Raw genomic sequence first — 25,102 nt, 5'->3', positions numbered from 1 at the left:
TCATGCCCTGCGGCGCAGTATCAGCAGATGACGTTGACCTTGGCAACCGGGTACGGCCAAAGCGTGTTCGCTATCGAGCTGGAAGTCTGCCGGTAATGCTACCAGCTCGTCCGCCGGATGGACGCCCTTCATTGCCAGCCAGCGTGTATCAGTGTCGCCGAGATGGCGAGTCCAGTTGCTGAAGTTCTCCATGCTGCTGAACGCCCGGGAAATAATCCCGTTGAATGGCTGCTGCGGCTGGAAGGCTTCGACGCGACTGTGGATAACTTGCAGGTTATCCAGTTTGAGTTCGAGTTTGACCTGGGTCAGGAAGCGGGTCTTCTTGCCGTTGCTGTCCAGGCAGCTCACTTGCGACTCCGGAAACAGGATCGCCAGCGGCACACCCGGCATCCCGCCGCCGCTGCCGACATCGAGCCAGCGCCCCGAGTCGACGAAGGACATCACGCTCAGGCTGTCGAGCAGGTGCCGTGAAACCATTTCGTCCGGGTCGCGCACAGCGGTCAGATTGTAGGCCTTGTTCCATTTGATCAACAGAGCCAGATAACCGAGCAACTGCTCATGCTGAGCGGCGGTCAGGTGGACGCCAAGCTGACCAGCACCTGTGGATAACTCTTCGGCGTGTTGCGAGGTGACCTGTGAGTTCAAGCGCTTTGCTCCAACTGACGGCCCGCACCGCGTTTTTTTAAGTGAATCATCAGCAGGGAAATCGCCGCTGGCGTGACGCCAGGAATCCTCGAAGCCTGGCCCAAGGTCTCGGGCCGGATTGCGCCGAGCTTGCCCTGGATCTCTTTCGACAGGCCAGAGATGTTCGAATAATCGATATCCACAGGCAGCTGGGTGTCTTCGCTGGCCCGTAGCCGGGCGATTTCATCCTGCTGGCGGTCGATGTAGCCGGCGTACTTGGTCTTGATCTCAACCTGCTCGGCGACCTGTGGATCTTCCGCGCCCTGCCCGGTCACTTCGACCAGGCCCGCGTAGTCGATTTCCGGACGGCTCAGCAGATTGAGCAAATTGTATTCGTGGGTCAGCGGCGTACCGAATTTCTCGGCGATTGCATCGCCCTGCTCAGTGCCCGGGCGCACCCAAGTGCTTTTCAGGCGCTGTTCTTCCAGCTCGATGCTTTCGCGTTTTGTGCAAAAAGCCGCCCAGCGCGCATCATCCACCAGACCCAGCTCGCGACCTTTTTCGGTCAGCCGCAGGTCGGCGTTGTCTTCACGCAGGATCAGCCGGTATTCGGCGCGGGAGGTGAACATCCGGTACGGTTCCTGGGTACCGAGGGTGATCAGATCATCGACCAGTACCCCGATGTAGGCCTCGTCCCGACGCGGGCACCAGCTGTCCTTGCCCTGGGCCCGCAGCGCAGCGTTGGCGCCAGCCAGCAAACCCTGGGCGCCGGCCTCTTCGTAACCGGTGGTGCCGTTGATCTGTCCGGCAAAGAACAGACCGCCGATCACCTTGGTTTCCAAGCTGTACTTCAGGTCACGCGGGTCGAAGTAGTCGTACTCGATGGCGTAGCCCGGACGAACGATGTGGGCGTTTTCCATGCCGCGGATCGACTGGACGATCTGCAACTGCACGTCGAATGGCAGGGAGGTGGATATCCCGTTCGGGTACAACTCGTGGGTGGTCAGGCCCTCCGGTTCGATAAAGACCTGATGGCTTTGCTTGTCGGCAAAGCGGTGGATCTTGTCTTCGATCGACGGGCAGTAGCGCGGACCGATGCCTTCGATCACCCCGGAATACATCGGCGAACGATCGAGGTTGGCGGCAATGATCTCGTGGGTGCGGGCGTTGGTGTGGGTAATCCAGCAACTGACCTGACGTGGATGCTGCTCTTTCGAGCCCATGAACGACATCACTGGAATCGGCATGTCACCGGGTTGTTCGCTCATCACCGAGAAATCCACGGAACGACCATCGATCCGTGGCGGGGTGCCGGTTTTCAGGCGACCGACCCGCAACGGCAGTTCCCGCAAGCGATGGGCCAGGGCAATCGACGGCGGATCGCCGGCGCGGCCACCCGAATAGTTCTGCATCCCGATGTGGATAAGTCCACCGAGGAAGGTGCCGGTGGTCAACACCACGGATTCGGCGAAGAAACGCAGACCCATCTGGGTCACAACCCCCCTGACCTGATCCTGCTCGACAATCAGATCGTCGGCGGCCTGCTGAAATATCCACAGGTTCGGCTGGTGTTCCAGGATTTCACGAACAGCGGCCTTGTACAGCAGGCGGTCGGCCTGTGCCCGAGTTGCGCGCACAGCCGGGCCTTTACGGCTGTTGAGGACACGAAACTGGATGCCACCTTTATCGGTGGCGATGGCCATCGCGCCACCAAGGGCATCGATTTCCTTGACCAAATGGCTTTTACCAATACCACCAATGGCAGGGTTGCAACTCATTGCACCGAGGGTTTCCACGTTATGCGTCAGCAACAGGGTTCTTGCGCCCATGCGTGCTGATGCTAGTGCTGCCTCGGTACCGGCATGACCGCCGCCGATGACGATCACCTCAAAACGGGAAGGGAAATCCACCACGCACCTCGTGCCTGCTGCCAGGTAGGTAAATAAAAATTCGGGCTGAATGAACAAGTATAGGGAATTTGCCTTTCCTAAAGAACCCTTTGCACAAAATTTAACCAGCTGTGGATAATCATGGGTAATAGAAATTAAAATAAAGAAATTTATTAAAGCTTTGTTTTTATGTTTATTCTTAGTGCGCGGCTATTCTGTGGATAAAGCTCTACAAGCCTTGTTTTATGGTGTGTACAGAGATTCATAAGTCTGTGGTCATGTGCCATGGAGGGCTTGGGATAACCAGTATAAGCCTGTGGATTAAAGTGCTGTTTATCCACAAGCGGGTTCATCCTCAGTTTTCAGGCCCGGTTATCAACTGAGCTGAAGGTCGGTTATTCACAGGGCTTAATCCACAGAAAAACGCTTTCCTGGCGAATCACAGGCACGCAGAAACCTTCCGCGAGCCGGAATTCGTCAGGAAATGGAAGGATCTGTGCGGCAGAAGAAGAGGAAATGCCGGATCAGGCCCGGCATCCCTGTGAGATAGCAAGTGAAATCAGATGTCGTCCCAACTGTGAAATACGGCGGCCTGGCCGTGAATCACGCCTTCGCCATCCTGTAATTGCCAGACAAGGCCGTTGCGGATCCAGAAACGCCTGCCCGTCCTGGAAATACGAATCCCGGTGTAGCCGCTGGCATAACCCTGATGGTGGACACGATCCAGCAACGACTGGCGTTCCGCACGGTTCGGCGCCTCGGCCGATAGCCGCGACGGCAACAACGTGAATTGAGCCCAGTCATAGTCGAAGCATTGCTGTGCAGCTCGATTGGCATAGATGAAACGTGGATCGGCATCGGTGTTGTGGGAGAGCACGCAAAAGGGCGCCTGCTCATACAGCCAGGCCGCATCACTGCCCTGAGGCACCAGTGACTGACCGACAAGCCGTTGATAACTGCCGGTCAGAAGCTCGAAGAAGGTTGAATCAATAGCTAACGAACTCATCATTTTCCCGTGACGTCAGTAGGTAAGGTTGAACAATACCCTCTCTGACCTGCCATGTTCCTGATGCGTTCACGGGAACTGTGGATAACCAGACCGAATCCGCCCAGTCATTTGCCGATACAAAAACTCGAAAAAATTCTCCCCAACAGGTCATCGGAACTGAATGCGCCGGTGATTTCCCCGAGAAATTGCTGTGCCTGACGCAAATCTTCGGCCAACAGCTCCCCGGCACCGGCCAAGGTCAACTGCGCATGACCGTGTTCAAGGGCTGAACTGGCGTAACGCAGCGCCTCCAGATGCCGGCGGCGAGCGCTGAAGCTGCTTTCCGCTGTCTGTTCATAACCCATGCAGGCCTTGAGGTGGTCGCGCAGCAGCTCCAGGCCGTCGCCACCGGTCTTGGCGCTCAGGCTAAGGGTGACATGACCGTCTGCGCTGGTTTCCAGGGCAATATTTTCCCCCGTCAGGTCAGCCTTATTGCGGATCAGCGTCACTTTCGCCGGATCCGGCCGTTGTTCGAGAAACTCCGGCCACAATGCAAAAGGATCCACAGCCTCAGGCGCGCTGGCGTCCACCACCAACAGCACCCGGTCGGCCTCGCTGATGGCCTTGAGGGCTCGCTCCACGCCGATCTTTTCTACCTGGTCGTCGGTATCGCGCAACCCGGCCGTGTCGACCACGTGCAGCGGCATGCCATCGATGTGGATATGTTCACGAAGGACATCCCGGGTCGTCCCGGCGATCTCAGTGACAATCGCCGCCTCGCGGCCGGCCAGGGCATTGAGCAAGCTCGATTTGCCGGCATTCGGCCGACCGGCGATCACTACGGTCATGCCATCGCGCAACAGCGCACCTTGCCCGGCCTCGCGTATTACTGTGGATAACTCGTCACGCACCGCATCAAGCATCGCCAACACATGGCCGTCAGCGAGGAAGTCGATCTCCTCCTCGGGAAAATCGATGGCCGCTTCCACATAGATCCGCAGGTTGATCAATTGTTCGGTGAGGTTATGCACACGCTGAGAGAACGCGCCCTGCAGTGAACGTAGGGCATTGCGCGCAGCCTGAGCCGAACTGGCTTCGATCAGGTCGGCAATCGCTTCGGCCTGGGCCAGGTCGAGTTTGTCATTGAGGAAGGCTCGTTCGCTGAATTCTCCGGGGCGCGCCAGCCGGCAGCCCAGTTGCAGACAGCGCTGTAACAGCATGTCGAGGACAATCGGACCGCCGTGACCCTGTAATTCCAGGACATCTTCGCCGGTGAACGAATTCGGTCCCGGAAAATACAACGCGAGGCCTTCATCGAGCGCCTCGCCGGCGTCCCCGCGCAATGGACCGTAGTGAGCAAAACGCGGTTTCAGTTCGCGACCGCTGATGGCCAGCGCCGCACTCCGCGCCAAAGGCCCGGAAATACGGACGATGCCGACACCACCGCGCCCCTGGGCGGTGGCAACGGCGACGATGGTTTCCCGAGGGACGTTCATGGAGTGGGCCTCAAAAAGTGGCAGATAGCAAAACGCCCCACTAGGGGGCGTCTTGAGTGGTTATCCACAGAGTAAGTTACGCGGCGGCTTTCTGGGTAGCGGCTTCGATCTTACGTGTGATGTACCACTGTTGAGCGATCGACAGGCAGTTGTTCACCACCCAATACAGCACCAGACCGGCAGGGAACCACAGGAAGAAGAAGGTGAAGATGATCGGCATCAGCTTCATCACCTTGGCCTGCATCGGATCCGGCGGAGTCGGGTTCAAACGCTGCTGGATGAACATGGTTGCACCCATGATGATCGGCAGGATGAAGAACGGATCCTTGATCGACAGGTCAGTAATCCACAGGATGAACGGCGCCTGGCGCATCTCCACGCTTTCCAGAAGCACCCAATACAACGAGAGGAAAACTGGCATCTGCACGAGGATCGGCAAGCAACCGCCCAGTGGATTGATCTTCTCTTTTTTGTACAGCTCCATCATGGCCTGCGACATTTTCTGCCGATCGTCGCCATGTTGTTCTTTCAGCGCCGCCAGTTTTGGGGCAACGGCGCGCATACGAGCCATCGACTTGTAGCTGGCAGCCGACAAGGGGAAGAAAAGCCCTTTGATCAGCATGGTCAGGACGATGATCGAGAAGCCCCAATTGCCAAGCAGGCTGTGGATATGTTGCAGCAACCAGAAGATCGGCTGGGCAATGAACCACAGGATGCCGTAGTCGACCGTCAGTTCCAGACCTGGGGACAACTCCTTCAATACGGCCTGGCTCTTGGGACCTGCATAGAGGATCGCGCTGGTTTCGACTTTCTGACCTGGAGCGACAGTCAGCGAAGGACCGGTGTAGCCAATAATATAGTTACCCAGGCTGTCCTTGCGGGTGGTCACGACATTGCTGTCGCCCTTGGCGGGAACCCAGGCGGTCACAAAATAGTGTTGCAACCAGGCAACCCAGCCACCTTGAACGGTTTCTTTCAGTGAACCCTTGTCGATATCTTTCATCGACACTTTCTTGTACGGCTCGGAACTTGTCCACAGGGCGGCGCCCAGGTAAGTCGCAGTACCGGTAGCGGTGCTGGAAGAAGGATCCGCACTGGCGTCACGTTTCAACTGGGCGAACATCGCACCTGACCAAGGCTGTGCGCTTTCGTTGTCGATCAGGTAGGAAACGGTCACGTCATACAGGCCGCGCTTCAGACTGAAACGCTTGATGTAGTTGACCCCGTTTTCGCTGAACTTAAGGTCGACGACCAATTTGTCCTGACCGTCAGCCAGTTGATAACTCTTCTGTTCGGAAGAGTACAACGGGCGGCCACTGGAGCTGGAGTCCGGACCGTTGGTACCGATCAGGCCACTTTGTGCCAGATAAGTGCGCTCTCCACCGTTATCGAAGAGCTGGAACGGGATTTCCGGATGATCCTGGCGACGTGGATAAAGCGGCAACTTCAGTTGCGCAACATCCCCACCTTTTGGATCGATAGCCAGGTCGAGCACATCCGTCTTGATATGGATGAGGTCTTTGCTGGCGGCCACCGGTGCTTCAACAGCAACACTGGTGTCATTGGCAGCTCGTGGAATGTCATCACTGGCGGCGGCATTGCCGACGGTTGCCGTATCCGGCAAGCCAGAAACGGTGGTGCTGGCAACATTCTGAGTCGGCAGGGCAGCCTGACCGTAGTCCTGGTTCCATTTGAGAACCATGACATAGGACACGATTGCCAGGGCGACGATCAGGATCGTGCGTTTGATATCCATGATTACTCGGCCATCGAAGAAGAACGGGAGGTAGGAATAGGTGGAACCGGGTCATAACCACCGGCATTCCACGGATGACAGCGACCTAAACGACGAAAGGTCAGCCAGCCACCGCGCAGGAGTCCATGAGTTTCGATGGCTTCGTACGCGTAGCAGGAACAACTGGGGTAGAAACGACAGTGGCTGGCCATCAGTGGACTGATGGCATAGCGGTAAAACTGGATAGGAACGAGCGCCAGTTTACGCATTTGGGCTGTCTACCCCTGCAGGCTCGGTTTTTACCGCGGTCGCCGACGCGTTACGAGCCAGGCGCTTCCACAGTTTGCCGACATGCTGAATCAATTCGAGGTTTTCTACGTCTCCCAAACCTTTGCGCGCGACGATAACAATGTCCCAGCCAATCAGTGAATCCTGGTGCAGACGGAACGATTCGCGCAGCAGACGTTTGAGGCGATTACGCTCAACGGAGAGCTTCACGCTCTTTTTACCAATAACCAGCCCCAAACGGGGATGATCAAGGTCATTGTTGCGCGCAAGGAGCAGGAGGTTTTTCCCCGGAACCTTGCCGGTAGGGGAGTCAAAGACTGACTTGAAATGTCGTGGCGTAAGCAGACGCTTTTCCCGACTGAAGTCCTGACTCACCACCCGTGCCGGATTATCAAACTGCCAGACGAGCGCGGCCTTTGGCGCGACGACGCGACAGGACGGCGCGACCGTTCTTGGTTGCCATGCGAGCACGGAAACCGTGGGTGCGAGCGCGTTTGATAGTGCTGGGTTGGAAAGTACGTTTCATGGCGTTGCTACCTGGTTCGTCACAACGGGCCGGAATGGCCCCCGTTTTAAGAGACCGGGGATTCTAGAGAAAGCAAGCCTCTAGGTCAATTTCCAACCAGCTTTTACTTCTTCATAGGTATTGGCCTCTGCGCTTGATCAGCTCCGGAGCTAGCTATAGAAATAAAGAAGGGAATTATTTAAAGCTTTTCTGTAAAGCTTATAGAAGCTTAAGAGGTCAGTATCTGTGGATAAGTACCTGGAGGGCTCTAGATACCTGCTGTACAGAGAATGACAACACGGTGGGGAAACGGTGTCGAGCCTGTGCTGTGCTGTCGGAAAAGCTGTGTGTGGAACGCCATGTTATCCACAAGCGAGTTACCCACAGACTTTCGATCCTACTTGTGCAACGACCTCAAGGGTAGTTATCCACAGAGCTTATGCACATACCATTTGTCGCTTTGTTCACAGATAAGACCTTGATTCTTTGGGGTCTCCCTGCAATCGACATGTGGATAAGTGCTGTGCCTGCCGGTACAATGGCTGCTTGTTTTTGCCTCACCGGCTTTCAACTTAGGGGATATCCGTGTCAGTGGAACTTTGGCAGCAGTGCGTGGAACTTCTGCGTGATGAGCTGCCTGCCCAGCAATTCAACACCTGGATCCGCCCACTACAGGTCGAAGCCGAGGGCGACGAGTTGCGTGTCTATGCACCGAACCGTTTTGTGCTCGATTGGGTAAATGAAAAGTACCTGGGACGTTTGCTTGAACTGTTGGGCGAGCACGGCAATGGCCTGGCGCCTGCCCTTTCCTTATTGATAGGCAGCAGGCGCAGCTCCGCTCCGCGTGCCGCCCCGAATGCGCCGCTGGCCGCCGCGGCCTCTCAGGCCATGGCGGCCAGTGCCGTTGCGGCACCGACACCCGTAGCCGCGCCAACACAAGTTGCTTCGACCCAGAAGCAGGTGGTCGAGGTCAACGAAGAGCCCTCCCGCGATAGTTTTGATCCGATGGCCGGTGCCAGCTCGCAGCAGGCTCCTGTGCGTTCGGAGCAACGGACCGTCCAGGTCGAGGGGGCACTCAAGCACACCAGCTACTTGAACCGCACCTTCACCTTCGAGAATTTTGTCGAGGGTAAGTCTAACCAGTTGGCCCGTGCAGCAGCCTGGCAGGTAGCGGACAATCCCAAACACGGTTACAACCCGCTGTTCCTGTATGGCGGCGTCGGCCTGGGTAAGACCCACTTGATGCACGCCGTGGGTAACCATCTATTAAAGAAGAATCCGAACGCCAAGGTGGTTTACCTGCACTCGGAGCGCTTCGTCGCAGACATGGTCAAGGCGCTGCAGCTCAATGCCATCAACGAATTCAAGCGCTTCTACCGGTCGGTGGATGCTCTGCTGATCGATGACATTCAATTTTTCGCTCGCAAGGAACGCTCCCAGGAGGAGTTTTTCCACACCTTCAATGCCTTGCTCGAGGGCGGTCAACAGGTGATTCTCACCAGTGACCGTTATCCCAAGGAAATCGAAGGTCTGGAAGAACGCCTGAAATCGCGCTTCGGCTGGGGCCTGACAGTAGCGGTCGAACCGCCGGAGCTGGAAACCCGGGTGGCGATCCTGATGAAGAAGGCCGACCAGGCTAAGGTCGAGTTACCTCACGATGCGGCGTTCTTCATCGCTCAGCGTATTCGTTCCAACGTCCGTGAGCTTGAGGGTGCCCTGAAACGGGTGATCGCTCACTCGCACTTCATGGGCCGTGACATCACCATCGAGCTGATTCGCGAATCGCTGAAGGACCTGTTGGCGTTGCAGGACAAGCTGGTGTCTGTGGATAACATCCAACGCACCGTGGCCGAGTACTACAAGATCAAGATCTCCGACCTGCTGTCCAAGCGCCGTTCGCGTTCGGTGGCACGTCCGCGTCAAGTCGCGATGGCCCTCTCCAAGGAACTGACCAACCACAGCTTGCCTGAAATTGGTGATGTCTTTGGCGGACGCGACCATACTACGGTCTTGCACGCATGCCGCAAGATCAACGAGCTTAAGGAATCCGACGCGGACATTCGCGAGGACTACAAGAACCTGCTGCGCACACTGACCACTTGAGAACCGCAGCGCAGCTTACTAAGGCAAGGGACTAGACCATGCATTTCACCATTCAACGCGAAGCCCTGTTGAAACCCCTGCAACTGGTCGCAGGCGTCGTTGAGCGCCGCCAGACCTTGCCGGTGCTCTCCAATGTGCTGCTGGTTGTCGAAGGCCAGCAACTGTCGCTGACCGGTACCGACTTGGAAGTCGAGCTGGTCGGTCGCGTCCAGCTCGAGGAGCCCGCCGAGTCGGGAGAAATCACCGTGCCGGCGCGTAAGCTGATGGATATTTGTAAAAGCCTGCCGAACGATGCCCTGATCGATATCAAGCTCGACGAGCAGAAGCTGGTGGTGAAGGCCGGCCGCAGTCGCTTCACGCTGTCAACCTTGCCGGCCAATGACTTCCCGACTGTGGAGGAAGGCCCCGGTTCGTTGACCTGCAGCCTGGATCAAAGCAAGTTGCGGCGTCTGATCGAGCGCACCAGTTTTGCGATGGCCCAGCAGGACGTTCGCTACTACCTCAACGGCATGCTGCTCGAAGTCTCCGCTGGGGTGATCCGTGCCGTGGCCACCGACGGCCATCGCCTGGCGATGTGCTCGATGCAAGCCGACATCGGTCAACCCGACCGTCATCAGGTGATCGTGCCGCGCAAAGGCATTCTCGAACTGGCCCGCTTGCTGACCGAACCGGAAGGCAACGTCAGCATCGTGCTGGGGCAACACCACATCCGTGCCACTACGGGTGAGTTCACTTTCACCTCGAAGCTGGTCGATGGCAAGTTTCCGGACTACGAGCGTGTCCTGCCCAAAGGCGGTGATAAGCTGGTACTGGGCGATCGTCAGGCGTTGCGCGAAGCCTTCAGCCGTACTGCGATCCTGTCTAACGAGAAGTACCGCGGTATCCGTCTGCAACTGGCCAGCGGTCAGTTGAAGATCCAGGCTAACAACCCTGAGCAGGAGGAAGCGGAAGAGGAAGTAGCAGTCGACTACGACGGTGGCTCCCTGGAGATCGGCTTCAATGTGAGCTACCTGCTTGACGTGCTGGGTGTGATGACCACCGAGCAGGTTCGCCTGATCCTGTCCGACTCCAACAGCAGTGCGCTGGTACAAGAGTCAGACAACGACGACTCGGCCTACGTCGTCATGCCGATGCGTCTGTAACAGTGCCTCGCCTGTCCATGTTCAGCGCCTCACGCTAGATGTCCCTCAGCCGTGTTTCGGTCACCGCGGTGCGCAACCTGCACCCGGTGACGTTCTCTCCCTCTGCACGTATCAATATCATGTACGGTGCCAATGGCAGCGGAAAAACCAGTGTGCTGGAAGCTATCCATTTGTTGGGGCTGGCCCGCTCATTCCGCAGTACTCGCCTGTTGCCGGTGATCCAATACGAGCAACTCGCCTGCACAGTATTTGGCCAGGTCGAATTGGCCGAGGGTGGCCATAGCGCATTGGGAATATCCCGCGATCGCCAGGGTGAATTCCAGATTCGCATCGATGGCCAGAATGCCAAGAGCGCTGCACAACTGGCGGAGATCCTGCCGCTGCAGTTGATCAACCCGGATAGTTTTCGCCTGCTGGAAGGCGCGCCTAAAATTCGTCGGCAGTTTCTCGACTGGGGAGTGTTCCACGTGGAACCACGTTTCATGTCGACCTGGCAGCGCCTGCAGAAGGCCCTGCGGCAGCGGAACTCGTGGCTGCGGCATGGTACACTTGACGCCGCTTCGCAAGCAGCCTGGGACCGAGAGTTGTGCCTGGCCAGCGCCGAAATCGATGAATACCGCCGCGCTTATATCAAAGCCTTGAAACCAGTCTTTGAGCAGACCTTAAGTGAACTAGTCGAACTCGAAGGCTTAACGCTTAGCTATTACCGTGGGTGGGACAAGGACAAAGAGCTGAGTGCCGTGCTCGCCTCTTCCCTACATCGAGACCAGCAAATGGGGCATACCCAGGCTGGACCACAACGAGCTGATTTGCGCCTCCGATTGGGCGCACATAATGCCGCGGATATCTTGTCGCGGGGTCAGCAGAAATTAGTGGTCTGTGCATTGCGTATCGCTCAGGGGCATCTGGTCAGTCAGGCCCGGCGCGGCCAATGTATTTATCTGGTGGATGACTTGCCGTCCGAACTGGACGAGCAGCACCGCCGTGCGCTGTGTCGCTTGCTTGAAGACTTACGCTGCCAGGTATTTATCACCTGTGTAGATCATGAATTATTGAGGGAGGGCTGGCAGACGGAAACGCCAGTCGCTTTGTTCCACGTGGAACAAGGCTGTATCACCCAGACCCACGACCATCGGGAGTGAAGGCATGAGCGAAGAAAATACGTACGACTCGACCAGCATCAAAGTGCTGAAAGGTTTGGATGCCGTGCGCAAACGTCCCGGTATGTACATTGGCGACACCGATGATGGCAGCGGTCTGCACCACATGGTGTTCGAGGTGGTCGATAACTCCATCGACGAGGCTCTGGCCGGTCATTGCGACGACATCAGCATTATCATCCACCCGGATGAGTCCATCACCGTGCGCGACAATGGTCGCGGCATTCCGGTCGATGTACACAAGGAAGAAGGCGTATCCGCAGCGGAGGTCATCATGACCGTACTGCACGCTGGCGGTAAGTTCGACGATAACTCCTATAAAGTATCCGGTGGCCTACATGGCGTAGGTGTGTCGGTGGTAAACGCACTGTCCGAACTGTTGGTACTGACCGTGCGTCGCAGCGGAAAAATCTGGGAACAGACTTACGTTCATGGCGTACCTCAGGAACCGATGAGAATCGTCGGCGAGAGCGAAACTACCGGCACCCAGATTCACTTCAAGGCTTCCGGAGAAACCTTCAAGAATATCCATTTTAGTTGGGACATCCTGGCCAAGCGGATTCGCGAACTGTCTTTCCTCAACTCCGGCGTCGGCATCGTCCTCAAGGACGAACGCAGTGGCAAGGAAGAGTTGTTCAAGTATGAAGGCGGTCTACGTGCGTTCGTTGAATACCTGAACACCAACAAGACGGCGGTCAACCAGGTGTTCCATTTCAACATCCAACGTGAAGACGGCATCGGCGTAGAGATTGCCTTGCAGTGGAACGACAGTTTCAACGAAAACCTGTTGTGCTTCACCAACAACATCCCGCAGCGCGACGGCGGTACTCACCTGGTGGGTTTCCGTTCTGCGCTGACCCGTAACCTGAACAACTACATCGAACAGGAAGGCTTGGCGAAGAAGCACAAGGTCGCCACCACCGGTGATGATGCCCGTGAAGGCCTGACTGCAATCATTTCGGTGAAAGTACCGGACCCGAAATTCAGTTCCCAGACCAAGGACAAGTTGGTTTCTTCCGAAGTGAAGACCGCAGTCGAGCAGGAAATGGGCAAGTATTTCTCCGATTTTCTACTGGAGAACCCGAACGAAGCCAAGCTGGTGGTCGGCAAGATGATCGATGCCGCGCGTGCCCGTGAAGCGGCGCGTAAAGCGCGTGAGATGACTCGGCGCAAAGGTGCGCTGGATATCGCCGGCTTGCCGGGCAAACTGGCGGATTGCCAGGAAAAAGACCCTGCCCTGTCCGAACTGTACCTGGTGGAAGGTGACTCTGCTGGCGGTTCCGCCAAGCAGGGTCGCAACCGTCGCACCCAGGCGATCCTGCCGTTGAAGGGTAAGATCCTCAACGTTGAGAAAGCCCGTTTCGACAAGATGATCTCTTCCCAGGAAGTCGGCACACTGATCACCGCACTGGGCTGCGGCATCGGTCGCGATGAGTACAATATCGACAAGCTGCGTTATCACAACATCATCATCATGACCGATGCTGACGTCGACGGTTCGCACATCCGTACCCTGCTGCTGACCTTCTTCTTCCGCCAATTGCCGGAGTTGATTGAGCGCGGCTACATCTACATCGCCCAGCCACCGCTGTACAAGGTGAAGAAAGGCAAGCAGGAGCAGTACATCAAGGACGATGACGCCATGGAAGAGTACATGACGCAGTCGGCCCTGGAAGATGCGAGCCTGCACCTGAACGAAGACGCACCGGGGATTTCCGGTGAGGCGCTGGAGCGTCTGGTGAACGACTTCCGCATGGTGATGAAGACCCTCAAGCGCCTGTCACGCCTGTATCCACAGGAGCTGACCGAGCACTTCATCTATCTGCCGGCTGTGAGCCTGGAGCAATTGGGTGATCATGCGGCGATGCAGGAATGGCTGACCAAATATGAGGTCCGCCTGCGCCTGAACGAGAAGTCCGGCCTGGTCTACAAGGCCAGCCTGCGGGAAGATCGTGAGCGTAACGTCTGGCTGCCGGAAGTCGAACTGATCTCCCACGGCCTGTCGAACTACATCACCTTCAACCGCGACTTCTTTGGCAGCAACGACTACAAGACCGTAGTGACCCTGGGCGCGCAATTGAGCAGCTTGCTCGACGAAGGTGCCTACATTCAACGTGGTGAACGCAAGAAAGCCGTGACCGAGTTCAAGGAAGCCCTGGACTGGTTGATGGCCGAAAGCACCAAGCGCCACACGATCCAGCGCTATAAGGGACTGGGTGAAATGAACCCTGACCAGCTCTGGGAAACCACCATGGACCCGGCGGTCCGTCGCATGTTGAAAGTGACAATCGAAGACGCCATCGGCGCCGACCAGATCTTCAACACCTTGATGGGCGACGCGGTTGAGCCACGCCGAGACTTTATCGAGAGCAATGCATTGGCGGTGTCGAACCTGGATTTTTGATTGGGTTAGAGTGCAAAACGAAAAAAGGCCAATGCTTTGTCTGCATTGGCCTTTTTTTGTGCTGTGTGTCCCGTCCTGAATAGGGTTTATACCTTCTGATCTGTTTTTCAGGAGGGCGTAATGGAATCGGCAAAAAAGGCGTAGTCAGCGAGACTACACGCTGACTTTTAAATTGTCGGTCGTCGACCAGGTTGAAAAAGGTGAGCTGAGTTATAAAGAGGCTCAGGAGCGCTACGGGATTCAAGGCAAAACGACCGTTTTGACATGGTTACGCAAGCACGGTCGGCAAGATTGGAGCCCCGGCACATATATTGGCTCGCGGAGGATGGGGTCTATGCCCGAAAAAAACCGACCATTAACGCCAGAGCAACGCATCAAAGAGCTTGAAGAGCAGTTGGCGCTGTCCAATCAGAAAGCGCAGTTTCTCGAGGCGACCGTGGACGTCTTGAAGCATGACTACGGTCTCTCTGTCGTAAAAAAGCGTCCCGGCAAGTCCTCGCGCAAAAAACGAATCCAAAACCTGAGCATCAGCAGGGCTTGTCAGTTCATGGGGATAAGTCGACAGGCTTACTACAAACGCAATCGCGCCGATGCTGCTCGTCTGATTTTGGATGAGAAGGTTGCCGATTTCGTTCAGCAAAAGCGCCTGCGGCAGCCGCGGCTGGGTACCCGAAAGCTGTATTACTTGCTGCAGTGCCAGCCGCAGCATGAGCTACAAGTGGGTCGAGATCGCCTGTTTGCGATTCTGCGTGAACGACGTTTATTGGTAGCTCGCAAGCGGGCGTATCACAAGACAACCGACAGTCATCATCGTGACGGATGCTTTTTCGCGAAAGATTGTGGGCTATCACGTTCATGAAAGCCTGCACACCGAGTCGGTCGCGCAGGCGCTGCGCCGGGCGGTGAGCCAGCGTCAAATTATGCAAAGCTCTTCGGCAAGGGCGACTGAGCATCACTCTGCCAATAAAATCTCCTGCTCTTTCGCACATAGCTCCAACAAAAAATCCCACACTACCCTCAACCTGACGGACTTGTGCAGTTCCCTGCGAGTGCTCATCCAGTAGCTGCGTTGGATCGTCTCTTGGGGCAGTATCCGCACCAGTTGCGGATCATCCTTGGCCATGTAGTTGGGTAGCACCGCGATGCCCAAGCCAGCTCGTGCCGCGATCTGTTGGGCGATCACACTGGTGCTGCGCAAGGTTACGTTCGGCGAACGGCAGAAGTGGTCGAGAAACAACAGTTCCTGGCTGAACAGCAGGTCATCGACATAACCGATCCACTGGTGCCGCGAAAGGTCGTCGCGGATGATCAGGCGCGGTGCCCTAGCCAGGTATGCCGGGCTGGCATAAAGTGCCAGGCGATAGTCAGTGAGCTTACGGGTGATCAGCATATCGGCGTGGGGGCGGTCGAGGTGGATGCTGATCTCAGCCTCGCGGTTGAGGATGCTGACGAAGCGTGGCACCGCCACCAGCTCGACTTCCAGTCCGGGGTAGCGCTCGAACAGGCCGCCCAGGCGCGAGGTGAGGAACATAATGCCGATGCCTTCGGTCACACCCAGGCGAATCTTGCCCAGGGGCGCAATGGCTTGAGTGATTTCTTCCTGAGCCAGCAACGCGACGTTCTCCATCGCCTCGGCATGTTTGAGCAAGGCCTGGCCCGAGGGTGTCAGTTCATAGCCCTGGGCATGCTGGACAAACAATGCGGTGCCCAGGTTCCGCTCGATGGTTTCGATGTGCCTGGCGACAGTGCTGTGGGTGGTATTCAGCCGTTTGGCAGCGCTCAGCAAACGTCCGCTACGCTGTAGTTCGAGGAAAAATCGCAAGCCGTTCCAGTCAAACATAGGGCTCCTTGTGAATCGTCGGTTTCACTTTCCTTGCTTGAAAACGCGCAGCCTATGCGCAAAAACGCAGGTTTTCATCTCGAAATTAATCAATAACATAAGCTGATACAAGGACAATAAAACGGCGAGGTTGCTGATGTCATCGGCCCATCTGCCTTACGATTATGTGATCGTCGGTGCTGGCCCCGCGGGTTGTGTGCTAGCCAACCGACTGTCCGCCGACCCGCGCAACAACGTGGTGTTGCTCGAAGCCGGCGGCCAGGATAGCTACCCATGGATTCATATTCCGGTCGGTTATCTGTTCTGCATCGGTAATCCACGCACCGATTGGTGTTTCAAGACCGAGCCCCAAGCCGGCCTGCAAGGTCGCAGCCTGAGCTACCCGCGGGGCAAGGTACTCGGTGGCAGTTCCTCTATCAACGGTATGATTTACATGCGTGGCCAGTCTAGCGACTATGATCGCTGGGCTGAGCAAGGCAATCCGGGTTGGGCCTGGAAAGATGTGTTGCCGTTGTTCAAACACAGCGAAAATCACTTCGGTGGAGCCGACGCATGCCATGGCGACCGGGGCGAGTGGCGGGTGGAGCAGCAGCGTTATTCCTGGCCGATCCTCGATGCCTTCCGCGCCGCCGCCGCTGAAAATGGCATTGCCAGCGTCAGTGATTTCAATGCCGGTGATAATCAGGGCTGTGGATACTTTCAGGTCAACCAGCGTTCCGGAGTGCGTTGGAATTCGGCCAAGGCCTTTCTGCGACCGGTGCTCAAGCGTCCCAACCTGACTATCCTGACGGGCGTGCAGGTCAACCGGGTCAGCCTGGAAAACGGTCGGGCCACGGCAGTCCTGGCGCGTTGGCAAGGCGAGGAGCGCTGGTTCCCTGCCCGTCGGGAAATCATCCTCTGCGCCGGCTCGGTCGGCTCTCCCGCAATCCTGCAACGCTCCGGCATCGGTCCACGACCGTTGCTGGAAAGCCTCGGGATTGCCGTGCGCCACGAACTGCCGGGCGTGGGTGGCAACCTGCAGGACCATCTGCAACTGCGACTGATCTACAAGCTCAGCAATGCCCGCACGCTCAACCAGGTGGCCAACAGCCTGTGGGGCAAAGCCGGCATGGGCTTGCGCTATCTCTACGACCGCAGTGGTCCGCTGGCGATGGCGCCGAGCCAGTTGGGCGCCTTTGTGAAATCGAGCCCGGAGCAACGCTCGGCCAACCTGCAATATCACGTACAGCCGCTGTCGCTGGAACGCTTCGGCGAGCCCCTGCATCGCTTTCCTGCATTCACCGCGTCGGTGTGCAACTTGCGACCGTTGAGTCGGGGTCGCATCGATATCCGCTCGGCCAATCCGGAGGATGCACCGCTGATCGATCCCAATTACCTCAGCGATCCCGAGGACCTGAGGGTCGCCGCCCAGGCCATTCGCCTGACCCGGCGCATTGTCGACGCCCCTGCCCTGCGCGTGTTCAAGCCCGAGGAATACCTGCCCGGTGCGTCCCTGCAAAGTGAAGAACAACTCTACGAGGCCGCCGCAAAGATCGGCACCACCATCTTCCACCCGGTCGGCACTTGCCGCATGGGCAACGGTGCGCAGGCTGTGGTCGATGCCCAGTTGAGGGTCCACGGCGTGCCCGGGTTACGGGTGGCGGACGCCTCGATCATGCCACAGATCACCTCCGGCAATACCTGTTCACCGACAGTGATGATTGCGGAAAAAGCTGCGCGGATGATTTTGCAAACTCGCCAGGCGACGGACCAAGGAGGATTGGGCAGCACCCCGGAAAGTGTATTACCGAGCGCTTGAACAGAGCGATCGGCAGCAGGATTGCGTTGGTCGTCAGGCGCAATTCACAGTGGAACAACAACAATAATCACTGGGGCCCACAAGGCCGAGGACATCACGCATGTCGGACTATATCGAGCAACAGTCAACGCCGGCGTCTGCCAGCACGGGCAAGGAAGAACGAAAGATCATCTTTGCGTCATCCCTCGGGACCGTCTTCGAGTGGTATGACTTCTTTCTCTATGGCGCCCTGGCGGCGGTGATCAGCAAGCAGTTCTTTGCCGGGGTCAACGACACCACTGCGTTTATCTTCGCGCTGATGGCCTTTGCCGCAGGCTTCCTGGTGCGACCGTTCGGCGCGCTGGTGTTCGGTCGGCTGGGGGACATGATCGGACGCAAATACACCTTTCTCATGACCATCGTCCTGATGGGCCTTTCGACTTTTGCCGTCGGCCTACTACCGACCTACAGCAGCATCGGCATCGCCGCGCCGATTATCCTGGTGGTGTTGCGCATGCTCCAGGGGCTGGCGCTGGGCGGTGAATACGGTGGTGCCGCGACCTATGTGGCCGAACATGCACCGGCTGGCAAGCGGGGTTTGCACACCGGTTGGATCCAGTCCACGGCGACCCTCGGACTGCTGCTATCGTTGCTGGTGGTCCTGGCCAGTCGCTACATCAGCGGCGATCAGTTCGAAGTATGGGGCTGGCGCTTGCCGTTTCTGCTGTCGATCTTCCTGCTGGCGATCTCTACCTGGATTCGCCTGAGCATGCACGAATCACCCGCTTTCGTGAAGATGAAGGCACAGGGCAAGGTCAGCCAGTCGCCGATCCGCGAGTCTTTCGGTTCCTGGCCGAACCTGAAGATCGTCCTGACCGCATTGTTCAGCATCAACGCCGGGCAAGCGGTGACTTTCTACACCGCTCAGTTCTACGTGATGTTCTTCATGACCCAGATGCTCAAGATGGATCCGGCCCAGGCCAACACGCTACTGATTATCAGCGTGGTGATCGGTGCACCGTTCTTTGTGCTGTTTGGCTGGCTCTCGGACAAGATCGGTCGTAAGCCGATTATCATGCTGGGTCTGTTGCTGGCGACGGTCTGCTACTTCCCGCTGTTCAAGGCGCTGAGTCATTACGCCAACCCGCAGGTGGACGCCGCCAGCCGGCAGGCGCCCATCGTCGTACTGGCCGATCCGGCTGGTTGTACCTTCCAGTTCGACCCTGTGGGTAAAGCCCGTTTCGATAGCCCTTGCGACCAGGTCAAGACCTTCCTGGTTAAACAGGGCCTGCCTTACGATTCCCGGACAGCAGCGCCGGGTTCCACGGTGACGGTTTCGGTGGGCGAGCAGAAGATCAGCGGCTTCGACGAAGCAGCCATGCGCGCGGCCATCAGCCAGGCCGGGTACCCGGCCAAGGCCGACGCGGGTTCAGTGAACGAACCGATGGTGGTCTTGCTGATCGTGCTGTTGATCCTGATCGCTACCATGACCTACGGCCCGCTGGCGGCGGTGATGGTCGAATTGTTCCCGACCCGCATCCGCTACACGTCCATGTCGCTGCCCTACCATATCGGCAACGGCTGGTTCGGTGGATTCCTGCCGACCGTTTCGTTTGCCCTGGTGGTCTATACCGGCAATATCTTCTACGGCCTCTGGTACCCGGTGCTAGTCACCGGGATCAGTCTGGTGGTGGGGCTGTTCTGCCTGAAAGAAACCAGGGATGTGGATATCGATAAGGTCTAAGCGGTTCGACGGGTGGCAGTGGTGTATCTGTCACCCGCGGCCCTCAAGGAAATGCTGTATGAAAACCTTGAACCTCATCCTCGTCATTTTAGGTGGTATGGCCTTGGGGCGCGGTCAGGTACACGCGGCGACCATGCGCTGTGATAAAGGCCCGATTGGCGAAGGAGAGACTTCATTCGAGGTGCTGGAAAACTGACCGGCATTAGCGCCGGTTTTTTTATCGCCAAGAAAAACTTATGCACGATTTTCATAAAAAAATAATATAGAAAAATAAGTATATAAATCAGATACTTAGAGTATTTTTTAGAAAGAAATAAAAATTTTGTGCACAAGTTATCCACAAAACATCAGGCGGCACTCGGCGTTTCCGCCACCGTTTGCGACGGCAGTGAACCCATGTCGCGCTGGGCATTTTCGTTCCAGGCCTGAACCCGCTCGTTCAACTCGGCAATGGCTCGTGGGCCAGTGCCTTCGGCGAACATCGGTGCGCCGATCACCACGGTGATGGTGCCGGTTTTTTTGGCCCAGCCGGTTTTCGGCCAGAACTTGCCGGCGTTGTGAGCAATCGGTAGCACCGGGAGCTCGGCGTTTACGGCCAGCGCTGTACCGCCCCGGGAAAACTTGCCGACGGTGCCGAAGGGCACGCGGGTGCCCTCCGGGAAGATCAGCACCCAGACGTTATCCCTGAGCAGCTCATCGCCCTTCTTCGCCACGTGCTTGAGCGCCGCTTTTGGGTTGTCCCGGTCAATGGCGATCGGCCGCAGCATGGCCATGGCCCAGCCGAAGAACGGTACATACAGCAACTCACGCTTGAGCACCTGGCTCAGCGGCGAAAAATAGGCCGACAGAAAGAACGTTTCCCAGGTGCTCTGGTGGTTCGACAGAATTACGCAAGGGCGCTCGGGAACATTCTCCGCACCTTTGATCTCGACCCGGATATCCAGGCATACCTTGGTCAGCCACAAGGCACAGCGGCACCAATAGACATTGATGAAGCGATAACGGGCCTTGAACGGCAGGAACGGGGCAATAAAAAAGCTCAGGGAGCACCACAACAGCGAACTGGTGCCCAGCAGCAGGTAAAAGAAAAAGGTTCTGATGGCCTGCAGGATCGACATAGCGGCATTTACCGTTGCGGGCATTGCCCGGCTGTTAATAAGTGCACCCCCGAACAGTCCTTGGTCAGGAAGTCAGAGAAGCGCTAATTGTGGATAAGTTCAGCGGCCACCGCCGCCAGATCGTCAAAAATCAAAGTGCCCACCGGCAGGGTTTTGCCCAATGTCTTCTCGCCTTTACCGGTCTTAACCAAAACTGGCTGACAATCGACGGCGCTGGCGGCTTCCAAGTCACCCAGGCTGTCTCCAACAAACCATAGCCTAGACAGTTGGACACCGTAATACGCGGCGATGGTCCTGAGCATGCCCGGCTTGGGCTTGCGACAATCGCAACCCTCGTCCGGGCCATGGGGGCAATACACGACCAGTCCGAGCTCGCCACCTTGTTGCGCCACTAACGAACGCAGGCGCTCGTGCATGGCATCCAGGGTCGCGAGATCGTAGTAGCCGCGAGCAATGCCGGACTGGTTGGTAGCGACGGCTACCGTCCAACCGGCACGGCTCATCTGTGCGATGGCTTCGATGGCGCCGGGAAGTGGAATCCACTCCTCCAGCGACTTGATGTAAGCGTCGGAGTCGTAATTGATCACGCCGTCCCGATCGAGAATCAGCAGCTTCAAAACCGGCCCTCAGCCCAGCAGCGAAATATCGGCGACGCCGAGGAACAGACCCCGCAGGCGTGCCAGTAGCGCATAACGGTTGGCTCGCACCTTGGCGTCTTCGGCATTGACCATCACCGCTTCGAAGAACGCATCCACCGGCTCGCGCAGGGCAGCCAGGCGTGCCAGCGCTTCGTTGTACTGGCGCGCCGCAGCCATTGGCTGGACGGCCTGGTCCGCTTGCTGGATCGCCGAGTAGAGCGAGAATTCGTTGGCGTTGTCGAAGTATTTCGCCTCCACCGTAGCGGCGATGCTGCCCTCGGCCTTGCTCAGCAAGTTCGATACCCGCTTGTTCACCGCCGCCAACGCGGCGGCTTCCGGCAATTGGCGGAATGTCTGCACCGCTTGTACGCGCTGGTCGAAATCCAGCGCTGAACCTGGTTTCAGGGCACGGACCGACAGGTAAGTAGCGACGTCCACGCCTTCGTCTTCATAACGGGCACGCAGGCGGTCGAAGATAAACTCCAACACCTGCTCGGCCAGGCCGGCGGCCTTGATCTTGGCACCGAAAGCGCTGACGGCGAAGGCCACGGTTTCGATCAAGTCGAGGTCGAGTTTCTTCTCGATCAGGATTCGCAGTACGCCCAGGGCGGCACGACGCAGAGCATAGGGGTCCTTACTGCCGGTCGGCAGCATGCCGATACCGAAGATGCCCACCAGCGTGTCGAGCTTGTCGGCAATCGCCACTGCCGCACCGGTCAGGGTTGTCGGCAGTTCGGCACCGGCACCGCGCGGCATGTACTGCTCGTTCAGGGCCAGGGCGACATCTTCTGGCTCGCCGTCATTGAGGGCGTAGTAGTAACCGGCGATACCTTGCATTTCGGGGAACTCGCCGACCATTTCGGTCGCCAGGTCGCACTTGGACAACAGGCCGGCGCGTGCCGCGTGCTGAGCGTTGCCCGCGATGCGTGGAGCGATAAACGCCGCCAGCTTGGAGATGCGTTCGGCCTTGTCGTAGACGCTGCCCAGTTTTTCTTGAAACACCACGTTCTGCAGGCGCAGATTGAAGTCGGCAAGCTTGTGCTTCTTGTCCTGCTTGAAGAAGAACTCGGCGTCGGTCAGGCGTGGGCGCACGACCTTCTCGTTGCCGGCGACGATCTGCCGCGGGTCCTTGCTCTCGATGTTGGCGACCGTGATGAAACGCGGCAGCAACTTGCCTTCGACATCCAGCAGGCAGAAGTACTTCTGGTTGTCCTGCATGGTGGTGATCAGGGCTTCCTGTGGTACATCAAGGAAACGCTCTTCGAACGCGCACACCAGTGGCACCGGCCATTCGACCAGGGCGGTGACTTCGTCCAGCAGGGCCGGCGGTACGATCGCGGTGCCTTCTTGCAGGGTCGCCAGCTCCGTGGTACGCCGGCTGATCAGTTCGCGACGCTCGTTGGCATCGGCCAGCACGTAGGCGGCACGCAGGTCGTCGAGGTAGCTGGCCGGCGAGCCGATACGCACGCTTTGCGGATGATGGAAACGATGACCACGGGAATCGCGACCGGCCTTCTGGGCGAGGATGGTGCAGTCGATGACCTGGTCACCGAGCAGCATCACCAGCCATTGGGTGGGACGCACGAATTCTTCCTTGCGCGCAGCCCAGCGCATGCGCTTGGGAATCGGCAGGTCGTTCAGCGAGTCTTCGACGATGGTCGGTAACAGGCTGGCGGTCGGCTTGCCGGGGATGTTCTGGCTGTAGCGCAGTTTCGGTCCGCTCTGGTCGATTTCGTTCAGTTCGACGCCGCACTTCTTGGCAAAGCCCAGGGCGGCCTGGGTCGGGTTGCCTTCGGCATCGAAGGCGGCTTGGCGTGGCGGGCCATCGAGATTGATGCTGCGGTCCGGTTGCTGAGTCTGCAATTGGGTCAGCAATACGGCCAGACGCCGTGGCGCGGCGTAGACCTGCTTGGCTGCAAAGCTCAAGCCGGCAGCCTGCAGGCCTTTTTCAATACCGGCGAGGAACGCCTCGGCGAGGGTATTGAGGGCCTTGGGTGGCAGTTCTTCAGTGCCCAGTTCTACCAGAAAATCTTGCGCACTCATTGTGCCGCCTCCAACTTAGCCAACACTTCATCACGCAAATCCTCGGTCGCCATCGGGAAGCCCAGCTTGGCACGGGCCAGCAGGTAGGCTTGGGCGACGGCACGCGCCAGGGTGCGCACCCGCAGGATGTACTGCTGGCGTGCGGTCACCGAAATTGCCCGGCGCGCGTCCAGCAGGTTGAAGGTGTGCGAAGCCTTGAGGACCATTTCATAGCTCGGCAACGGCAGCGGCTGATCCAGTTCGATCAGGCGCTTGGCTTCGCTTTCATAGAAATCGAACAGTTCGAACAGCTTCTCGACGTTGGCGTGTTCGAAGTTGTAGGTCGACTGCTCCACTTCGTTCTGGTGGAACACATCGCCATAGGTCACCTTGCCGAACGGACCGTCGGCCCAGACCAGGTCGTAGACCGAATCGACACCTTGCAGGTACATCGCCAGGCGTTCGAGGCCATAGGTGATTTCGCCGGTCACCGGGTAGCACTCGATGCCTCCGGCTTGCTGGAAGTAGGTGAACTGGGTGACTTCCATGCCGTTGAGCCAGACTTCCCAGCCCAGGCCCCAGGCGCCGAGGGTCGGCGATTCCCAGTTGTCTTCGACGAAACGGATGTCGTGCACCAACGGGTCGAGGCCGACGTGCTTGAGGGAGCCCAGGTACAGTTCCTGGAAGTTTTCCGGGTTCGGCTTCAGGACCACCTGGAACTGGTAGTAGTGCTGCAGGCGATTCGGGTTTTCGCCGTAGCGGCCGTCAGTCGGGCGGCGGCTGGGTTGTACGTAGGCGGCATTCCAGGTTTCCGGGCCGATGGCGCGCAGGAACGTGGCGGTATGAAAAGTGCCGGCGCCTACTTCCATATCGTAGGGCTGAAGTACCACACAACCTTGCTCAGCCCAGTATTGCTGGAGGGCGAGGATCAAGTCTTGGAAGGTACGCACGGCTGGCGTAGGCTGGCTCACGAAATTCACCTGTTACTTGGGCTGCGATTCAAAAGGCGGGAGTATACCCGATTCGGTCGCGCCTCCACCCCCTGGGAGCCTTATGCCACGCTGCTTTTGGTGTAACGACGAGCCTTTGTACATGGACTATCACGATCAGGAGTGGGGCGTACCGTTGCGCGACGAGCAACGACTGTTCGAGTTACTTCTGCTCGAAGGGTTCCAGGCCGGGCTCTCGTGGATCACGATCCTGAGAAAACGCGAGCACTATCGCAAGGTCCTGTTCGGTTTCGATATGAGCAAAATCGCGGCAATGAGCGACGATTACATCGAGACCCTGATGCACGATCCCGGGATCGTGCGCAATCGCCTGAAGCTCAATGCCGCCCGGCGCAACGCCCAGGCCTGGCTGAAGACGAAGGACCCGGTGGCCCTGCTCTGGTCCTTTGTCGGCGGCCTGACGCTGACTCATCACTTCAAGGACCGTAGCGAGGTTCCGGCCGTCACGCCCGAGGCCCAAGCCATGAGCAAGGCTTTGAAGAAACTCGGTTTCAGCTTTGTCGGGCCGACCATCTGCTACGCCTTCATGCAGGCGTCGGGGATGGTCATGGACCATACCACCGATTGTCATCGCTATGCCGAGCTGGCCGGGCTGGGGCTACAATAGCCGGCTGACGAG

The 25,102-nt window shown here is 57.8% G+C and carries 21 protein-coding genes and 1 pseudogene; 9 read left to right on the top strand and 13 right to left on the bottom strand.

What is annotated here, in order from left to right; genetic code table 11:
* The 8 genes from rsmG to rpmH all read right to left on the bottom strand — a co-directional run bounded on the left by rsmG (window position 1) and on the right by rpmH (window position 7,546).
* The gene (gene rsmG / locus AWM79_RS13515; protein ID WP_017132240.1) at window positions 1-645 is read right to left on the bottom strand and encodes a 16S rRNA (guanine(527)-N(7))-methyltransferase RsmG; all 645 of its coding nucleotides are present in this window, start codon (window positions 643-645) and stop codon (window positions 1-3) included.
* Window positions 642-2,534 carry a tRNA uridine-5-carboxymethylaminomethyl(34) synthesis enzyme MnmG gene (gene mnmG, locus AWM79_RS13510; RefSeq protein ID WP_017132239.1) on the bottom strand — a complete coding sequence of 631 codons (1,893 nt, stop codon included), beginning with the start codon at window positions 2,532-2,534 and terminating at the stop codon, window positions 642-644. The genes rsmG and mnmG overlap by 4 nt, the downstream gene beginning before the upstream one ends.
* A gap of 538 nt (window positions 2,535-3,072) precedes the next feature.
* Entirely contained in the window at window positions 3,073-3,519 is a 447-nt protein-coding gene (locus tag AWM79_RS13505; RefSeq protein ID WP_017132238.1) for an MEKHLA domain-containing protein, read from the bottom strand.
* A 107-nt stretch (window positions 3,520-3,626) separates the two neighbouring features.
* Window positions 3,627-4,997, bottom strand: coding sequence for a tRNA uridine-5-carboxymethylaminomethyl(34) synthesis GTPase MnmE (mnmE, locus tag AWM79_RS13500; protein ID WP_017132237.1), 1,371 nt, complete (start codon window positions 4,995-4,997; stop codon window positions 3,627-3,629).
* A 76-nt stretch (window positions 4,998-5,073) separates the two neighbouring features.
* A complete protein-coding gene (yidC, locus tag AWM79_RS13495; RefSeq protein WP_017132236.1) occupies window positions 5,074-6,753 on the bottom strand; it encodes a membrane protein insertase YidC in 1,680 nt (559 codons plus the stop codon).
* Between the two features lie 2 nt (window positions 6,754-6,755).
* Entirely contained in the window at window positions 6,756-7,001 is a 246-nt protein-coding gene (yidD, locus tag AWM79_RS13490; RefSeq protein WP_039792602.1) for a membrane protein insertion efficiency factor YidD, read from the bottom strand.
* Window positions 6,994-7,395 (bottom strand): ribonuclease P protein component, encoded by a 402-nt coding sequence (gene rnpA / locus AWM79_RS13485; protein WP_017132235.1) that lies wholly within the window; start codon window positions 7,393-7,395, stop codon window positions 6,994-6,996. The genes yidD and rnpA overlap by 8 nt, the downstream gene beginning before the upstream one ends.
* A gap of 16 nt (window positions 7,396-7,411) precedes the next feature.
* Window positions 7,412-7,546 carry a 50S ribosomal protein L34 gene (gene rpmH, locus AWM79_RS25400; protein WP_003213577.1) on the bottom strand — a complete coding sequence of 45 codons (135 nt, stop codon included), beginning with the start codon at window positions 7,544-7,546 and terminating at the stop codon, window positions 7,412-7,414.
* Between the two features lie 564 nt (window positions 7,547-8,110).
* Here rpmH and dnaA point away from each other — a divergent pair.
* The 5 genes and pseudogenes from dnaA to AWM79_RS24400 all read left to right on the top strand — a co-directional run.
* The gene (dnaA, locus tag AWM79_RS13480; protein ID WP_026013205.1) at window positions 8,111-9,628 is read left to right on the top strand and encodes a chromosomal replication initiator protein DnaA; all 1,518 of its coding nucleotides are present in this window, start codon (window positions 8,111-8,113) and stop codon (window positions 9,626-9,628) included.
* A 38-nt stretch (window positions 9,629-9,666) separates the two neighbouring features.
* Window positions 9,667-10,770: a DNA polymerase III subunit beta gene (gene dnaN, locus AWM79_RS13475; RefSeq protein ID WP_017132233.1), complete on the top strand. Its 1,104-nt coding sequence runs from the start codon at window positions 9,667-9,669 to the stop codon at window positions 10,768-10,770.
* A 38-nt stretch (window positions 10,771-10,808) separates the two neighbouring features.
* Window positions 10,809-11,912 (top strand): DNA replication/repair protein RecF, encoded by a 1,104-nt coding sequence (recF, locus tag AWM79_RS13470; protein WP_060783061.1) that lies wholly within the window; start codon window positions 10,809-10,811, stop codon window positions 11,910-11,912.
* 4 nt (window positions 11,913-11,916) lie between these two features.
* Complete coding sequence (gyrB, locus tag AWM79_RS13465; protein WP_017132231.1) at window positions 11,917-14,334, top strand: DNA topoisomerase (ATP-hydrolyzing) subunit B; 2,418 nt, start codon at window positions 11,917-11,919, stop codon at window positions 14,332-14,334.
* Between the two features lie 160 nt (window positions 14,335-14,494).
* Window positions 14,495-15,251, top strand: a pseudogene (locus tag AWM79_RS24400) (transposase family protein); the annotation flags it as partial.
* A 35-nt stretch (window positions 15,252-15,286) separates the two neighbouring features.
* Here AWM79_RS24400 and AWM79_RS13455 read toward each other — a convergent pair.
* Entirely contained in the window at window positions 15,287-16,174 is an 888-nt protein-coding gene (locus tag AWM79_RS13455; RefSeq protein ID WP_060783060.1) for a LysR family transcriptional regulator, read from the bottom strand.
* A gap of 136 nt (window positions 16,175-16,310) precedes the next feature.
* Between AWM79_RS13455 and AWM79_RS13450 the strand changes: the two genes are divergently transcribed.
* The 3 genes from AWM79_RS13450 to AWM79_RS25000 all read left to right on the top strand — a co-directional run bounded on the left by AWM79_RS13450 (window position 16,311) and on the right by AWM79_RS25000 (window position 19,891).
* Window positions 16,311-17,972 (top strand): GMC family oxidoreductase, encoded by a 1,662-nt coding sequence (locus AWM79_RS13450; RefSeq protein WP_017132204.1) that lies wholly within the window; start codon window positions 16,311-16,313, stop codon window positions 17,970-17,972.
* A 100-nt stretch (window positions 17,973-18,072) separates the two neighbouring features.
* On the top strand, window positions 18,073-19,695 hold the full coding sequence (locus AWM79_RS13445) for an MFS transporter (protein WP_017132203.1): 1,623 nt from the start codon (window positions 18,073-18,075) through the stop codon (window positions 19,693-19,695).
* A 58-nt stretch (window positions 19,696-19,753) separates the two neighbouring features.
* Window positions 19,754-19,891: a hypothetical protein gene (locus AWM79_RS25000; RefSeq protein ID WP_017132202.1), complete on the top strand. Its 138-nt coding sequence runs from the start codon at window positions 19,754-19,756 to the stop codon at window positions 19,889-19,891.
* 151 nt (window positions 19,892-20,042) lie between these two features.
* Here AWM79_RS25000 and AWM79_RS13440 read toward each other — a convergent pair whose 3' ends face one another.
* The 4 genes from AWM79_RS13440 to glyQ all read right to left on the bottom strand — a co-directional run bounded on the left by AWM79_RS13440 (window position 20,043) and on the right by glyQ (window position 24,444).
* Window positions 20,043-20,813: a lysophospholipid acyltransferase family protein gene (locus tag AWM79_RS13440; protein WP_017132201.1), complete on the bottom strand. Its 771-nt coding sequence runs from the start codon at window positions 20,811-20,813 to the stop codon at window positions 20,043-20,045.
* Window positions 20,814-20,896: 83 nt separating this feature from the next.
* Window positions 20,897-21,430 (bottom strand): D-glycero-beta-D-manno-heptose 1,7-bisphosphate 7-phosphatase, encoded by a 534-nt coding sequence (gene gmhB / locus AWM79_RS13435; protein ID WP_017132200.1) that lies wholly within the window; start codon window positions 21,428-21,430, stop codon window positions 20,897-20,899.
* Between the two features lie 9 nt (window positions 21,431-21,439).
* Window positions 21,440-23,494 (bottom strand): glycine--tRNA ligase subunit beta, encoded by a 2,055-nt coding sequence (gene glyS, locus AWM79_RS13430; protein ID WP_017132199.1) that lies wholly within the window; start codon window positions 23,492-23,494, stop codon window positions 21,440-21,442.
* Window positions 23,491-24,444: a glycine--tRNA ligase subunit alpha gene (glyQ, locus tag AWM79_RS13425; RefSeq protein WP_017132198.1), complete on the bottom strand. Its 954-nt coding sequence runs from the start codon at window positions 24,442-24,444 to the stop codon at window positions 23,491-23,493. The genes glyS and glyQ overlap by 4 nt, the downstream gene beginning before the upstream one ends.
* 82 nt (window positions 24,445-24,526) lie before the next feature.
* Between glyQ and AWM79_RS13420 the strand changes: the two genes are divergently transcribed.
* Window positions 24,527-25,090 carry a DNA-3-methyladenine glycosylase I gene (locus AWM79_RS13420; RefSeq protein ID WP_060783059.1) on the top strand — a complete coding sequence of 188 codons (564 nt, stop codon included), beginning with the start codon at window positions 24,527-24,529 and terminating at the stop codon, window positions 25,088-25,090.
* Window positions 25,091-25,102 lie beyond the last annotated feature (12 nt).

The sequence above is a fragment of the Pseudomonas agarici genome (assembly GCF_001543125.1).
Classification (GTDB): Bacteria; Pseudomonadota; Gammaproteobacteria; order Pseudomonadales; family Pseudomonadaceae; genus Aquipseudomonas; species Aquipseudomonas agarici.
Note: the sequence above shows the minus strand (reverse complement) of the source record. Positions and strands in the feature narration are given on the sequence as shown.

Coding starts and splice junctions, on each gene's coding strand:
- gyrB (WP_017132231.1), top strand. CDS start 11,917: ATGAGCGAAGAAAATACGTACGACTCGACCAGCATCAAAGTGCTGAAA.
- AWM79_RS13450 (WP_017132204.1), top strand. CDS start 16,311: ATGTCATCGGCCCATCTGCCTTACGATTATGTGATCGTCGGTGCTGGC.
- AWM79_RS13440 (WP_017132201.1), bottom strand. CDS start 20,813: ATGTCGATCCTGCAGGCCATCAGAACCTTTTTCTTTTACCTGCTGCTG.
- AWM79_RS13455 (WP_060783060.1), bottom strand. CDS start 16,174: ATGTTTGACTGGAACGGCTTGCGATTTTTCCTCGAACTACAGCGTAGC.
- yidC (WP_017132236.1), bottom strand. CDS start 6,753: ATGGATATCAAACGCACGATCCTGATCGTCGCCCTGGCAATCGTGTCC.
- AWM79_RS13505 (WP_017132238.1), bottom strand. CDS start 3,519: ATGAGTTCGTTAGCTATTGATTCAACCTTCTTCGAGCTTCTGACCGGC.
- AWM79_RS13445 (WP_017132203.1), top strand. CDS start 18,073: ATGTCGGACTATATCGAGCAACAGTCAACGCCGGCGTCTGCCAGCACG.
- rpmH (WP_003213577.1), bottom strand. CDS start 7,546: ATGAAACGTACTTTCCAACCCAGCACTATCAAACGCGCTCGCACCCAC.
- yidD (WP_039792602.1), bottom strand. CDS start 7,001: ATGCGTAAACTGGCGCTCGTTCCTATCCAGTTTTACCGCTATGCCATC.
- dnaN (WP_017132233.1), top strand. CDS start 9,667: ATGCATTTCACCATTCAACGCGAAGCCCTGTTGAAACCCCTGCAACTG.
- AWM79_RS25000 (WP_017132202.1), top strand. CDS start 19,754: ATGAAAACCTTGAACCTCATCCTCGTCATTTTAGGTGGTATGGCCTTG.
- mnmE (WP_017132237.1), bottom strand. CDS start 4,997: ATGAACGTCCCTCGGGAAACCATCGTCGCCGTTGCCACCGCCCAGGGG.
- recF (WP_060783061.1), top strand. CDS start 10,809: ATGTCCCTCAGCCGTGTTTCGGTCACCGCGGTGCGCAACCTGCACCCG.
- AWM79_RS13420 (WP_060783059.1), top strand. CDS start 24,527: ATGCCACGCTGCTTTTGGTGTAACGACGAGCCTTTGTACATGGACTAT.
- glyS (WP_017132199.1), bottom strand. CDS start 23,494: ATGAGTGCGCAAGATTTTCTGGTAGAACTGGGCACTGAAGAACTGCCA.